The organism is Streptomyces bikiniensis, assembly GCF_000716625.1.
GTDB lineage: Bacteria > Actinomycetota > Actinomycetes > Streptomycetales > Streptomycetaceae > Streptomyces > Streptomyces bikiniensis.
Genome location: NZ_JNXJ01000027.1, coordinates 15,493 through 29,166, shown reverse-complemented (window position 1 = coordinate 29,166; position 13,674 = coordinate 15,493). Strand labels below are relative to the sequence as shown.

Annotated in this window: 11 protein-coding genes and 1 pseudogene; 6 read left to right on the top strand and 6 right to left on the bottom strand. The window is 74.9% G+C overall.

Annotated features, from left to right (window positions below; translation table 11 throughout):
• Nucleotides 1–4: 4 nt before the first annotated feature.
• From OO47_RS21320 to OO47_RS21305, 4 genes are all read left to right on the top strand, one after another.
• Nucleotides 5–862 (top strand): ABC transporter permease, encoded by an 858-nt coding sequence (locus tag OO47_RS21320; RefSeq protein WP_106969433.1) that lies wholly within the window; start codon nt 5–7, stop codon nt 860–862.
• Nucleotides 859–2,865 (top strand): ABC transporter ATP-binding protein, encoded by a 2,007-nt coding sequence (locus OO47_RS21315; RefSeq protein ID WP_033209855.1) that lies wholly within the window; start codon nt 859–861, stop codon nt 2,863–2,865. Before OO47_RS21320 ends, OO47_RS21315 begins: the two co-directional genes overlap by 4 nt.
• Before the next feature lie 104 nt (nt 2,866–2,969).
• The gene (locus OO47_RS21310; protein ID WP_033209878.1) at nt 2,970–3,797 is read left to right on the top strand and encodes a formylglycine-generating enzyme family protein; all 828 of its coding nucleotides are present in this window, start codon (nt 2,970–2,972) and stop codon (nt 3,795–3,797) included.
• Nucleotides 3,794–6,130, top strand: coding sequence for an arylsulfatase (locus tag OO47_RS21305; protein WP_030208078.1), 2,337 nt, complete (start codon nt 3,794–3,796; stop codon nt 6,128–6,130). Before OO47_RS21310 ends, OO47_RS21305 begins: the two co-directional genes overlap by 4 nt.
• Nucleotides 6,131–6,267: 137 nt before the next feature.
• On the opposite strand, the gene OO47_RS21300 is transcribed toward OO47_RS21305, so the two are convergent.
• Nucleotides 6,268–6,633 (bottom strand): hypothetical protein, encoded by a 366-nt coding sequence (locus tag OO47_RS21300; RefSeq protein WP_030208075.1) that lies wholly within the window; start codon nt 6,631–6,633, stop codon nt 6,268–6,270.
• A gap of 144 nt (nt 6,634–6,777) precedes the next feature.
• On the opposite strand from OO47_RS21300, the gene OO47_RS21295 reads away from it, so the two are divergent.
• Nucleotides 6,778–8,022 (top strand): MFS transporter, encoded by a 1,245-nt coding sequence (locus tag OO47_RS21295; RefSeq protein ID WP_030208072.1) that lies wholly within the window; start codon nt 6,778–6,780, stop codon nt 8,020–8,022.
• 57 nt (nt 8,023–8,079) lie between these two features.
• On the opposite strand, the gene OO47_RS21290 is transcribed toward OO47_RS21295, so the two are convergent.
• Both OO47_RS21290 and OO47_RS21285 read right to left on the bottom strand, forming a co-directional pair.
• Complete coding sequence (locus OO47_RS21290) at nt 8,080–8,496, bottom strand: universal stress protein (RefSeq protein ID WP_030208057.1); 417 nt, start codon at nt 8,494–8,496, stop codon at nt 8,080–8,082.
• Between the two features lies 1 nt (nt 8,497).
• Nucleotides 8,498–10,021 (bottom strand): APC family permease, encoded by a 1,524-nt coding sequence (locus OO47_RS21285; RefSeq protein WP_033209852.1) that lies wholly within the window; start codon nt 10,019–10,021, stop codon nt 8,498–8,500.
• A 204-nt stretch (nt 10,022–10,225) separates the two neighbouring features.
• On the opposite strand from OO47_RS21285, the pseudogene OO47_RS33495 reads away from it, so the two are divergent.
• A pseudogene (locus OO47_RS33495) lies at nt 10,226–10,926 on the top strand (RraA family protein).
• A gap of 24 nt (nt 10,927–10,950) precedes the next feature.
• On the opposite strand, the gene OO47_RS21275 reads toward OO47_RS33495, so the two are convergent.
• From OO47_RS21275 to OO47_RS21260, 3 genes are all read right to left on the bottom strand, one after another.
• Nucleotides 10,951–11,388 carry an OsmC family protein gene (locus OO47_RS21275; RefSeq protein ID WP_030208052.1) on the bottom strand — a complete coding sequence of 146 codons (438 nt, stop codon included), beginning with the start codon at nt 11,386–11,388 and terminating at the stop codon, nt 10,951–10,953.
• A 487-nt stretch (nt 11,389–11,875) separates the two neighbouring features.
• Nucleotides 11,876–12,529 carry a class I SAM-dependent DNA methyltransferase gene (locus OO47_RS21265; RefSeq protein WP_030208046.1) on the bottom strand — a complete coding sequence of 218 codons (654 nt, stop codon included), beginning with the start codon at nt 12,527–12,529 and terminating at the stop codon, nt 11,876–11,878.
• A 206-nt stretch (nt 12,530–12,735) separates the two neighbouring features.
• Complete coding sequence (locus OO47_RS21260) at nt 12,736–13,635, bottom strand: DUF2382 domain-containing protein (RefSeq protein ID WP_030208043.1); 900 nt, start codon at nt 13,633–13,635, stop codon at nt 12,736–12,738.
• Nucleotides 13,636–13,674 lie beyond the last annotated feature (39 nt).

Here is a 13,674-nt window from a genome sequence, read left to right as displayed (position 1 = left end):
CGCCATGACCGCCCTCACGAAGGCCGCGCCGCCCCTGGCGCGCCGGCCCCGCCACCCCTACCGGGCCGCCCTCGCCACCGGCCGGGGCCGCACCGGACTCGCCCTCGTCGGCCTGGTCGTCCTCGCCGGACTCCTCGCCCCGCTGCTCTCCGGCCACGGCCCCACCGACCAGAGCGCCCTGACGCTCGCCGGACCCGGCACCCCCGGACACCCGCTCGGCACCGACGACCTCGGCCGCGACCTGCTGTCCCGGCTGCTCCACGGCATCCGTGCCGACCTCGGCATCATCGCGGTCGCCGTGCCGCTCGGCGCGCTCCTCGGCTGCCTCTCCGCCCTGGCCGCCGCCGCCCACCCGATCGCCGACACCGTCGTCCAGCGCGCCTTCGACCTGATCCTGGCCTTCCCCGGACTGATCCTGGCGCTCGCCATCACGGCGATCCTCGGCCCCGGCCGGCTGCCCGTGATCGCGGTGATCACCCTGGCCGAGATCCCCGTCTTCGGACGGCTGCTGCGCACCGGGATCCTCGTCCAGCGCGGCCGGGAGTACGTGACGGCCGCCCGCGTCGGCGGCATCTCCGGCGGCCGGATCCTGACCCGGCACATCCTGCCCAACGCCGCCGACCCGCTCGTCGTCCAGATCGCCGTCTCCCTCACCGTCGCCGTCTTCATCGAGGGCGCCATGAGCTTCCTCGGCGTCGGCGTCCGGCCGCCCGAACCCACCCTCGGCGCCGTCCTCAGCCAGGCCATGCCCTACCTGGCCCAGGCCCCGCACTTCGCCGTCGGACCGCTCGTGACCGTGACCGCGCTCGTCCTCGGCCTCTCCCTGGTGGCCGAGGCACTGAACCGGGAGATACGCCGATGACCGCCCCTCCGCTCCTCGAAGTCCAGGGCCTGGACGTGGGGTTCACCACCCCCGACGGCCGGCCCCTGCACGCCGTCCGGGACGTCTCCTTCACCCTCCGCAGGGGCGAGACGCTCGCCGTCGTCGGCGAGTCCGGCTCGGGGAAGTCCACCACCGCCCTGGCCCTGCTCCGGATGCTCCCGGGCACCGGCCGGATCACCGGCGGCTCCGTCCTCCTCGACGGGGAGGACCTCGCCACGGCCGCGGAGGACCGGCTGCGGGAGGTGCGCGGCGCGCGGATCGGCATGATCTTCCAGGACCCGATGACGGCCCTGAACCCCGTCCTCAGCATCGGCCGCCACCTGGACGAGGTGCTCAGGGCGCACGGCGACCGTGACCGCACGGCCGTGAACGGCGCCGGTACCGGTACCGGCACCAGCGCCAGTACCGACGCCCGCGCCGGCACCGGCACCGGCGCCGACGGAACGGCCCGCCGCCGCAAGAGCACCCGCCCCGGCAAAGCCACCCCCTCCGGCAAGGCCGCCCGTCCCGGCAAGGCCGCCCGCCGTGCCCGCGCCGTCGAACTCCTGCGCCTCGTCGGCATCCCCGACCCCGAGCGCCGCCTGGACGACCACCCGCACCAGTTCTCCGGCGGTCAGCGCCAGCGCATCCTCATCGCCATGGCCCTCGCGGGCGAGCCCGACATCCTCCTCGCCGACGAGCCCACCACCGCCCTCGACGCCACCGTCCAGGACCAGATCCTCACCCTCCTCGGCGAGCTCACCCGTACCACCGGCACCGCCCTCGTCCTCATCACCCACAACATGGGCGTGGTCGCCCGCGCCTGCGAACGGGTCCTCGTCATGTACGGCGGCACCGTCGTCGAGGACGGTCCCACCGCCGAGGTCCTCGCCCGCCCCCGGCACCCCTACACCGCGGGCCTCCTCGCCGCCGTGCCCCGGCTCTCCGCGCCCTCCGGCACCCGCCTCACCGGCATCCCCGGCACCCCGCCCGACCTCTCCCTGCCCCTCGCCGGCTGCGCGTTCGCCGCCCGCTGCGCCCTCACCGAGGACCGGTGCCGCACGACCGCGCCGCCGCTCGCCGCCCTCACCGACACCGTCCGCGCGGCCTGCCTGCCCGCCGCCGAACGCGCCGAGCCGCTGCCGCCGCCCCCGCCGCCCGCCCGGATCGACCGGCCCGCGCCCGGCGCCGTCGTCCTGGCCGCCGAAGGGCTCCGCAAGACGTACCGGGGCCGGGGCCGCCGCGCCTTCACCGCCCTCGACGGCGTCTCCCTCACCCTCGCGGCGGGGGAGACCCTGGGCATCGTCGGCGAGTCCGGCTCCGGCAAGTCCACCCTCGCCCGGGTCCTCGCCCACGCCCACCCCTCCGACGGCGGCCGGATCCTCCTCGACGGAAAGGACGTCACCCGCCCCGGCCGCGCCGAGCTGCACGCCGTGCGCCGCCGCGTCCAGATGGTCTTCCAGGACCCGTACGCCTCCCTCAACCCGCGCATGACCGTGGGAGAGATCGTCGCCGAGCCGCTGCGGGCCTTCGGAACCGTCGCCCCGGCCGAGCGGGCCGGCCGCGTCGCGGAACTGCTGCGCCTCGTCGGCCTCGACCCGGCCGCCGCCGACCGGCACCCGCGCTCCTTCTCCGGCGGCCAGCGCCAGCGCGTCGGCATCGCCCGCGCGCTCGCCCCGGAGCCGTCCGTCCTCATCTGCGACGAACCCGTCTCGGCCCTCGACGTCTCCGTGCAGGCGCAGATCGTCGGCCTCCTCACCGACCTCCAGCGCGACCTGGGCCTCGCCCTCGTCTTCATCGCCCACGACCTGGCCGTGGTCCGCCAGGTCAGCCACCGCATCGCCGTGATGCACGAGGGCCGGATCGTGGAGACCGGCGCCGCCGACGAGCTGTGCGAGCGGCCCCGCGACCCCTATACCCGCGCGCTGCTCGCCGCCGCGCCCGAACCCGTACCGGTCACGGCCGCGCCCGTGCCCGCCGCGGCGGAGGCGGTGTCCGCGTGAGCGCCTGCTGCACCCCGGGCCGCGGTCGTACGGGCGGGACCCCTCCGGGGTCCGTCGAGCTGCTCCCGCCGCCGACCGTGCGGACCGCCCCGCCGGCCCACCCCCTGGTGGAGCTGGCGGGCGGCACCTTCCGCATGGGCGACTCCTTCGGCGAGGGCTACCCCGCCGACCGCGAGGGGCCCGTGCGGGAGGTGGCCGTCGCCCCCTTCGCGATCGGCGCCACCGCCGTCACCAACGCGCAGTACGCCCGGTTCGCCGAGGCCACCGGACACCGCACCGACGCCGAACGCTTCGGCTCCTCCTTCGTCTTCCACCTCCTGCTCCACCCCGCCGCCGGGCGCCACGTCCTCGGCCGGGTCCCGCAGGCCCCCTGGTGGCTCGGCGTCGAAGGCGCCTCCTGGCACGCCCCGGAAGGACCCGGCTCCGACCTCGAAGGCCGCGCCGACCACCCGGTCACGCACGTCTCGTACGACGACGCCCTCGCCTACTGCGCCTGGGCGGGCGTCCGGCTGCCCACCGAGGCCGAGTGGGAGTACGCGGCGCGCGGCGGCCTGAACGGCGCCCGCTACCCGTGGGGCGACGACCTCACCCCCGGCGGCCGGGAGCGGTGCAACACCTGGCTCGGGGACTTCCCGCACCGCTCCGACCGGCCCGGCGGACACGTCGGGACCGTCCCCGTCACCGCGTACGAGCCCAACGGCCACGGCCTGTACAACACCTCCGGCAACGTCTGGGAGTGGTGCGCCGACGCCTTCGGGACCGCAGCCCCCGGCGAGCGCGTCATCCGCGGCGGCTCCTACCTCTGCCACTCCTCCCACTGCAACCGCTACCGGGTCGCCGCCCGCTCCCACAACACGCCCGACTCCTCGACCGGCCACGGCGGCTTCCGCGTCGCCCGCTCGCTCACCCCGGAAGGACCCGCCCCCGCATGACCACCGGCACCCCGCACGACCCCGCCGCCTCCCGCCGCGACCCCTACGAGGGCTTCGCCGGACGCGTCGGCCGCACCTTCGCCGAGTCCGAGCCCGCCTGGCCCGCCCGTACCGCACCGCCCGCCAAGGCCCCCAACATCGTCGTCGTCCTCGTCGACGACATGGGCTTCAGCGACATCGGCCCCTTCGGCTCCGAGATCCCCACCCCGGTCCTGGACGCCCTCGCCGAGGACGGCGTGCGGCTCACCAACTACCACACCATGCCGCTCTGCTCGCCGGCCCGCGCCGCCCTGCTCACCGGCCTCAACCCGCACCGCGTCGGCTACGCCATGGTCGCCAACTCCGACCCCGGCTTCCCCGGCTACGGCATGGAGATCGCCGACGACATCCCCACCCTCGCCGAACTCCTCCACGACGCCGGCTACGCCACCTACGCCGTCGGCAAGTGGCACCTGGTCCGCGACTCCGCCTCCAACGCCGCCGACCACCGGGGCAACTGGCCGCTCCAGAAGGGCTTCGACCAGTACTACGGCGTCCTGGAGGGCCTCACCAGCCTCTTCCACCCGCACCAGCTCGTCCGGGACAACAGCCCGCTCGACATCGACGAGTTCCCCGACGACTACTACTACACCGACGACATCACCGACCAGGCGATCTCCATGGTGAAGTCGCTGCGCGCCCACGACCCCGACAAGCCCTTCTTCCTCTACCTCGCACACAACGCCGTGCACGGCCCCCTCCAGGCCAAGGCCGAGGACATCGCCCGCCACCGGGGCCGCTACGACGAGGGCTGGGACGTCCTGCGCGAGCGGCGCTTCGCCGCCCAGCTCGCCGCCGGACTCTTCCCGCCCGGCACCGAACTCCCCGCCCGCAACGCCGAGGCCGGACTCGACGTGCCCGCCTGGGACACCCTCACCGAGGAGCAGCAGAAGCTCTACGCCCGCTACATGGAGGTGTACGCGGCCCTGGTCGACAACATCGACCAGAACCTCGGCCGGCTCACCGCCACCCTCGACGCGCTCGGCGAACTCGACAACACCATCGTCGTCTTCACCTCCGACAACGGCGGCACCGGCGAGGGCGGCGCGGAGGGCACCCGCTCCTACTTCAGCCGCTTCGTCCACCACCCCCGCCTCCCCGGCGACTGGGACCCCGACGTCGACCGCGACCCCGAGCTGATCGGCGGCCCCCGCAGCCTCGTCCACTACCCGCGCGGCTGGGGCATGGCCTCCAACACCCCCTTCCGCCTCTACAAGGGCCACACCTACGCGGGCGGCGTCCGCGTGCCCTTCGTCCTGTCCTGGCCCGAGGGCGTCCGCGACGGGCGGCTCGCCGCCGGACTCCGCCCCCAGTACCAGTACGTCACCGACATCGCCCCCACCCTCCTCGAACTCGCCGGTCTCGCCCGGCCGGAGGGCCGCCGGGGCGTCCCCCTCCAGGAGCCGGACGGCGTCAGCTTCACCCCCGTCCTCGCCGACCCCGCCCACGACTCCACCCACCCCGAGCAGTACTGCGAGATGACCGGCAACCGCAGCCACTACCGTGACGGCCACAAGCTCGTCACCCTGCACCGCCCGGGCACCCCGTACGACGACTCCGAGTGGGCCCTGTACGACATCAGGACCGACCCCACCGAGATCCACGACCTCGCCGCCGACCGTCCCGACCTCGTCAAGGAGCTGTCGGCCGCCTGGGAGGAGGCCGCCTGGCGCAACGGCGTCTTCCCGCTGCCCGACCACAGTGGCGCCCTCGCCCGCCGCAACCCCGCCGAACAGCGCCTGACCCGTCCCCTCACCCTGCTGCCCGGCACCCCCGAACTGGAGCGCTACCGCTCCTCCCGGCTCGTCTCCCTGCGCTCCTTCGAGATCGCCGTCGCCGTCGAGGAGACCGGCGACGGGGTCCTCGTCTCCCACGGCGACCAGGGCGGCGGCTACAGCCTGTACGTCGAGGACGGACGCCTGGTCCTCGCGTACAACGAGTACGGCACCCTGCACGAGACCGACGCCGGGCCCCTCGGCCCCGGCCCGCACGAGATCCTCGTCTCCGCCACCGCCGAGGAGGGCCTGCGCTGGCGGTTCGCCGTCACCGTCGACGGCGAGCACCGGGCCGCGCCCGACAGCGTCCACCAGCTGATCGGCATGGCCCCCTTCCAGGGCATCAGCGTCGGCGTCGACCGCAAGTCCCCGGTCTCCTGGCCGCTCTACGAACGCCACCGCTCCTTCCGCTTCACCGGCCGCCTCCGCTCCGTCACCTACCGCCCCGGCGCTCCGGGCCCCGACGCGCCCGAGGCCGTCGCCGCCGCCCTGAAGGAGGCCGCCGCGGCCTTCGAGTAGGAGCCCGGCCCCGTGGTGCCGGACCCGGCCCCCCGGCCCGGGTCCGGCACGGCGGCCCGGCACCATGCCCGCATGGAACGAGAACCACGGCCCCACGCCTCCGACACCCAGCCGACGCCCGTGCCCGGCGAGGACGGTCAGCCGTAGGCGTCCGTCACGCAGTCGGCGGCGCACCGCCCGTGCTCGAACCGGCGCCGCAGCGCCGCCGCCGCGTGCCGCCGCTCCACCCCGTCGTACCCGTAGCGCTCCTCGGCCGTCCGCACCACGGCCGCCACGGTGACGATCGCCGGTTCGCCCTCGCCGGCGGCCCGGCGGGCCGCCGCGATCACCAGGTCCGCCGACCGCTGGAGGTTCCGGGCGTACTCCCGCTCGGCGAAGGCACGCGCGCGCGAGGCGGCGAACGGCCGTACGGACCGTCCCTCGCGGAGCACGCCCGTCGCGATGAGCCCCACGGCGGTCAGGACGACGAGCACCCCCACCAGGGCGTCGACGCTCCACCTCATCACCGGCCCCCTTCCGCGTGGCCCCGATCTTAGGGGCCGCCGCCCCGGCGCACGAGCGCGCATTTGGCCGGGGTGCCCCGGTCCGGCTTTGATGGGCGGCCGGTGCGCTGCCGCGTCCCGGGACGGAGAGAGGGGCACGGGCACATGGCGGGCGGGGCACCCCTCGGGCGGGACTTCGGACGTCTGTGGGCGGCGTACGCGGCCAGTGCCGTGGGAACCCGGCTCGCGTTCGACGCCTTCCCGCTGATCGCGATCACGGTGCTGCACCGGGGCGCCGCCGAGGTGTCGGCCCTGGCCGCGCTCGGGGCCGCCGTGGGCGCGGCGGCCGCGATCCCGCTCGGCCCCTGGACGGAGTCCCGCCGCAAACGGCCCGTGATGGTCGCGGCGGACCTCGTCCGCTGCGCGGCCCTGCTGAGCGTCGTCGCCGCGTACGCGCTCGGCCGGCTCGGCTTCCCCCACCTCCTGGCCGTCGCCGTCGTCGTGGCGGCCTCCGACATCGCCTCCGGCGCGGCCTCCGGCGCCTTCCTGAAGTGGCTCGTGCGCCCCGACGACCTGGTCACCGCACAGGGGCGCCTGGAATCCACGAACTGGACCGCCACCGTCCTGGGACCACCGCTCGGCGGCGGCCTGATCGCCCTCCTCGGCCCGGTGGCGACGGTGGTGGCCGACGCGGCGAGCTACGTTCTCTCGGCGGCCGGTCTCCGGGCGATCCGGGTGGAGGAACCGTCCCCGCGGAAGCCTTCCACCGGGCGGCGGTCCCGGCCGGACGCCGGGGACCTGCTCGCCGGCTGGCGCCACATCCTCGCCCACCCCGTCCTGCGCCCCCTCTTCCTCCACACCGTCCTCGTCAACGGCCTGATCATGGCCGTCGCGCCGCTGCTCGCCGTCCTCATGCTGGGACCGCTCGGCTTCCCGCCCTGGCAGTACGGCCTGGCCTTCGCCGTCCCCTGCCTCGGCGGCCTCCTGGGCGCGCGCCTGGCCGGACGGCTCGTCACCCGGTTCGGCCGGCACCGGGTCCTGCGCACCGCGGGCACGCTGCGCGCCCTCTGGTCGGTCGGCCTCGCCTTCGTCCACCCCGGCGTCACCGGGCTCCTGCTCGTCATGGCGGTCGAGTGCGCGCTGATCGCCTGTACGGGGGTGTTCAACCCGGTGTTCGCCGCCCAGAGGCTCGCCCTGACGGCGCCCGACCGGGTCGTCCGGGTCCTGACCGCCTGGTCGGTCACCGGCAAGGTCTCCATCGCGGCCCTGACCGCCCTGTGGGGGCTCCTCGCCCTGGCCACCGGCCCCCGCGTCGCCATCGCCCTGGCGGGCGTCCTGCTGCTCGCGACCCCGCTGCTGCTCCCGCGCCGGGAGGCCCTGGAGGAACCGGAGCCCGCGCCCACGCCCTGACGGGCCCCGGCCCGGGTCACGGTCGCCCGCCGACCCCGCCGCCCCCTTCGGAAGCCGTCACTCCTCCGGCGGCACGCAGAGCACCGGCACCGTCGACATGTGGAGGAGCTTGTGCGGGGTCGAGCCGAGCAGGGCGCCCCGGATCGGGCTCTCGCTCCAGCTGCCGACCACGATGGCCCGGGCCGCGTGCCGGGTCGCCGCGTCGATGAGGGCCTGGGCCGGCTTCTCGTCGATCACCTCCACGACGGTCGGCACGCCCGCCCGGTCGGCCTCCGCCACCGCGTGTTCGAGACCGGTGCGGCCGGCCTGCCGGATCGCGTCGTGGTGGGAGCGGTACTCCTCCCCGGTGGGGCCGGGGGCCGCCGCGCCGTAGACCAGGACGAGGGTCTCCCCGAAGGCGGCCGCCACCTCGACCGCGATCCGCAGCGCGCGGGCGGCCCCGGGCGACTCGTCGTACCCGAGCACGATCGACATCTCAGCCCCTCCCGCCGCGGTCGTCCCCGCCGCCCCGGATGCCCCGGACCACGTCCGGATCGGCCACCCCCGGGCGCTCGTCCCAGAAGCCGGGCGCCCGCAGCCGCCACACGACCATGACGACCACCCCGGCGGCGGCGATGCCGAGCCCGATGACGAGCGGCGGGCCGAGGCCGAGCCACGAGCTGCCGCTGTACGAGTTCGCCGGGTCGGCCATGTCGGAGACCGACCGCACGAGGAGCCACGTCAGCAGCCCCGCGCCCACCAGCGGGCCGAGCCCGATCAGCAGGAAGTTGTGCAGGCTCTCGAAGAGGTGGCGGCGGTAGTAGACCGCGCAGGCCACCCCGGTGAGCGCGTAGTAGAAGGCGATGAGCAGCGAGAGCGCGGTGAGCGAGTCCAGGAGCGCGTTGGTGCTGATCTGGTTCACCGTCAGGTACCAGGCGATCGCGATCCCGGCGACCCACCACGTGCTCACGTCGGGGGTGCGGAAGCGCGGGCTGATGTGCCCGTAGTACGCGGGCAGCGCCCGGCGGCGGGCCATCGACAGGGCCGTCCGGGAGGCCGGGATGATCGTGGTCTGGGTGGAGGCGATCGCCGAGGTGCACACGGCGAGCAGCAGCACCCAGTCCCAGCCGCCCAGGACGTCCCCGGCGAGCTGGGCGAAGATGAACTCCTCCTCGCCGGCGCTCTCGGCGAGGAACGCGGGACCGGCGTAGGCCACCACCGCGAACCCCACGGACACGTAGGTCACCAGCAGGATCACGGTCGACCACAGGCCCGCCTTGCCGGGGGCGGTCGCCGAGTCCTCGACCTCCTCGGTGAGGTTGACCGCCGACTCCCAGCCCCAGTAGATGAAGACGCCGAGCAGCAGCCCGCCGGTGAGGGCCGCCCCGCCCGCGCCGAACGGGTTCAGCCAGTCGAACCCCGGCTCCACCGAGTCGTACGCGCTGGTCCCGGCGTACACCTCGGCGAGCGCCACGCACACGAAGACGAGCAGGAAGACGACCTGCGCCAGGATCAGCACGTTCTGCACCTTGGCCGACAGCTCGGTGCCGATGACGCACACGGCCGTCATCACGAGGATGAGCAGCACGGTGAGCGACTGGCGCACGAACGCGTTCTCCACCCAGCCGTCGAGGCCGACGGCGAGCAGCCCGAAGCTCACGGCCACGTCGGCGAGCGAGCCGACGACCAGGACGCCGGTCATCGCGATGGCCCAGCCGCCCAGCCAGCCCGCCCAGGGCCCCATCGCGCGCGTGACCCACGAGAAGGTCGTGCCGCAGTCCTGGTCGACCTTGTTCAGGTAGTAGAACGCCGACGCGATCAGCAGCATCGGGACGAAGGACGCGACCATCACCCCGGGCGCGTAGATCCCCGCGAGCGCGACGATCGGACCGATGACGGCGGCGATGGAGTACGCGGGGGAGGTGGAGTTGAGCCCGATGACGAGGGCGTCGACGAAGCCGATCGCGTTGTGCTTCAGATCCGCCGGCCGGTCCTCGGGTGCGGCGTCCTCGGTTGCCATGTTCCCTCGCTCCCGTTCCGTTCGGACAGATTCCGCTCGGACAGGTTCCGCTCGGACAGAGCAGAGAGACGTGTCCCTCCACCGATCGTAGGAAGGGGCGGTTCCGCCCGCATGCCGGGCGGCCGGGCCCTCGTCCGTCCGGGGCACGCCCTCTAGCATCACGAAGGCCTGCCCTCCCCCTTGTGGAACGGAACGGATCGCCCGATGCCGAAGGACCTCGCCTGTTTCGCCGAACTCTCCACGCCCCTGGTCGCCGACGCCTGCGTACGCCTCGGGGTGCCGCTGCGCGCCGCGCCCGCCGGGGTGCTGCCCGTCGTCGCCGGGCAGCGGGTCGCCGGACGGGCGCTTCCCGTCCGGCACTACGGAAGCGTCGACGTCTTCCTGGAGGCCTTCGGGCACGCGGAGCCCGGGGACGTCCTCGTCATCGACAACGCCGACCGCCGCGACGAGGCCTGCATCGGGGACCTCGCCGTCCTGGAGGCCCGGGCGGCGGGCGTCGCCGGGATCGTCGTCTGGGGACTGCACCGCGACACCCCGGACCTCGTCCGGATCGGGCTGCCCGTCTTCTCGTACGGACGCCACGCCCCGGCCCCGTACGCCTCGATCCGCGGGAGCCGGACGCGCTGCGCTCGGCGCGGTTCGGGGAGCACGAGGTGACCTCGGACGACGTGGTGCTCGGCGACGACGACGGGGTGCTGTTCGTGGCGGCCGACCGGGCCGGGGACGTCCTGGAGACCGCGCTGTCCCTCTTCCGCACCGAGCGGGAGCAGGCCCGGCGCATCGCGGCGGGGGAGACCCTGCGCGACCAGACCCGCTTCGACGCCTATCTGGCGGGCCGGGCCGAGGACCCCTCGTACACCTTCCGGCGGCATCTGCGCCGGATCGGCGGCGCGATCGAGGAGTGACGGCGGGTCCCGGCGTGTCGTGCCTCAGCCCTCGAAGCCGACCGTGCCGTCCGGCAGGACCGCCTCGACCCGGGCGCCGTGTTCCACGGTCCGGCTCACCGTGCAGAACTTCTCGTGCGTCAGGCGCACCCCGCGCGCGAACACCTCCGCCGCCTTCGGGTTGCTGTCCGGCAGGTCGAACTCGTAGCTGACCCGGATCCGGCCCACCCGGCCGTCGTCCTCGGGGCCGGACACCGACTCCACCACGATCCGCAGGTCTTCGTGGTCCACCGCCCGCGCGGTCCGGTCGATCACCAGGCCGCCACAGCCGCCCATCGCGGCGAGCAGCAGCTCGACCGGGGTGAAGGAGGGCTGCGCGCCGTCGTCGTCGGCGGCGGCCATCCGCACCTCCGCGCCCCGGTCGTTGCGGGCGGTCCAGTTCCGGTACCCGGTGCGGACGGTCTCGATCCGGTAGTCGGCCATGGCGGCGGGGCTCCTTCGTGCGCGTACGGTGGCCCGCCCACGGTACGCCGGGGCGGGCCGACGGGCGCGCACGGACGGACTCCGGCCCTGAGTAGCGCGGTACGGGCGTCTGAGTACGCCGACCGATGCCCGTCGGCCCGCCCGCCGCTTGACTGGGACCATGACCTCCGAAGCCCGGCGCGCCCGCCCCCTCCAGCACGTCACCGCCACCGGCACGGCCCTCGCCGTGGCCCTCGGCCCGGTGCTCGTCGGCGCACTGATCGCCCGGTCGGTCGGCGCGGACCCGATGGCCTCCGTCAACGCCCTGATCGCGGGCGGCGGCCAGCGCGCCCGGCTCTCCCGGGCCCAGCTCAGGAGCGGGGCGGGGCTCCGGAAGGGCGTCGGACTCCGGGGCGGTGCCAAGGGGTGGCCCGGCGCGCGTATCCGGTCCGGCGCGCGCGTCCCGCCGGGCGCGCGCCTCCGGCCCGGAACGCGCCGCCGGCCCGGCTCAGCCGCGCGGCTTGCGCGCCAGGAGGAAGCCCTGCGGCGTCTTCTCCTCGGGATCCGGCTCCCGCACCAGGCGGGCCGACTCGACGAGGCCGGCCGCGGCCAGGAGTTCCGCGACACGGTCGGGTGACCGGCGGTACACGTCGAGGACGACCTCGTGCCCGTACGCCTGCCGGAGCCGCACGCACCCGTCCCCGACCTCGAAGGCGATCAGGAGCCGCCCGCCCGGTGCGAGAACCCGGTGGAACTCCGCGCAGGAGAGGGCGAGTTCGTCCTCCGTCATGTGCACCGTCGAGTACCGGGACAGGACCCCGCCCAGCGAGGCGTCCGGCAGGTCGAGCGCCGTCGTCGACCCCACCTCGAAGCGCAGCCCCGGGTGGGCCCCGCGGGCGACCGCGACCATGCCCGGCGACAGGTCCACCCCGAAGGCCTCGGCGCCGATGCTCCGGAGGTGGGACGTCACCCGGCCCGTCCCGCAGCCTAGGTCCCCGATCGTACGGGGCCCGCCGGACCGCTCCACCTCCTCCGCGAATCCGGCGATCACCGCCCGGTCCAGCGGTACCGCGTCCAGCTGACCGGCGAGCAGCCGCTCGTAGTCGGCGGCGACGGCGTCGTACGAGCGGCGGGTGGCGGTGACGTGCGCGGCTTCGGTCACGGAGGCACCCTACGGCCGCGCCGGAAGGGCGGTGGCCCGCCCCCGCAAGGGGACGGGCCACCGCCGCGGCGCGACTTCGCCTTCGCGCCCGGGAGCGTGAACTCCCGTACGGGGGGTGCCGCCCCGACGTGCGGGGCGGCACCGGTCCGGTCGCCGGGCGACCGGTCGTCGGCCGGTCGGCGACTCCGGCCGCGGGCGTCGGCCGGTCAGTACCTCCGGCCGCGGGCGTCCGGGTCGTCCGGGTCCTCCAGACCCTCGACCTCGATCTCCTCCTTGCGGACCTCGCCCGAGACGGTCTGCTCCTCCACGACCTCGTCGGCCTTGAGGCTCACCCGCTCCACCGGGACGGTCCGGGTCTCCACGACGGGGCGCTCCTCGTGGAGGATGACCTCGTGCTCGGCCTCGCTGATCTCCGGGCCGGACAGGGCCTCGTCACGGTTGGCGTCCGTGATCGGCTCCCGCTCGATCCGCACCTCCTCGTGGCTCACGGGCACGGTCTGCTGGACCTCTTCCGTCACCACGTACTTGCGCAGCCTGACGCGTCCGGCCTCCGTGCGCTCGACGCCGACGTGCATCTGCTCCTCGGAGCGGGTCATCGCGTCGTCGTCCGTGTGCGCGGCACGCCCGGTGGTACCGGCCGCGAACCCCTCCTCGGTGCCCATGGGCCCGGTCGCGGTCCCGGCGGCGGCTCCGGCGCCCATCGCCGTCCCGGTCCCGGTGCCGGTTCCGGTGCCGCCGTGCGCCCAGCCGCCCTCGCCGGGCTGGTTGGCCTGCTGCCAGGCGTCGTCCCACGCGATGCCGTAGTGCTCGAAGAGGCGGTGCTCCTCGCTCTCGGAGAGGTGTCCGCCGGCGTCGACGTCCACGTTGGGGGCGTCCTTGATGGTGGACTTGGGGTACGGGACCTCCAGGTGGTCGTCGACCAGAGCCGCGTCCTTGATCGGGACGAAGGATTCACTGGTGCCGAACATGCCGGTCTTCACCGTCACCCACTCCGGCAGGCCGGTCGCGTCGTCGACGAAGATGTGCTTCGCGTCGCCGACCTTCTTGCCCTCCGCGTCGTAGACGGGGTGGTCCAGCACGGCGTGGATCTGCTCTCGGGCGATCATGTCGACCCTCCTGCTCTCTCTCGTCTCGTTATCCAGGCC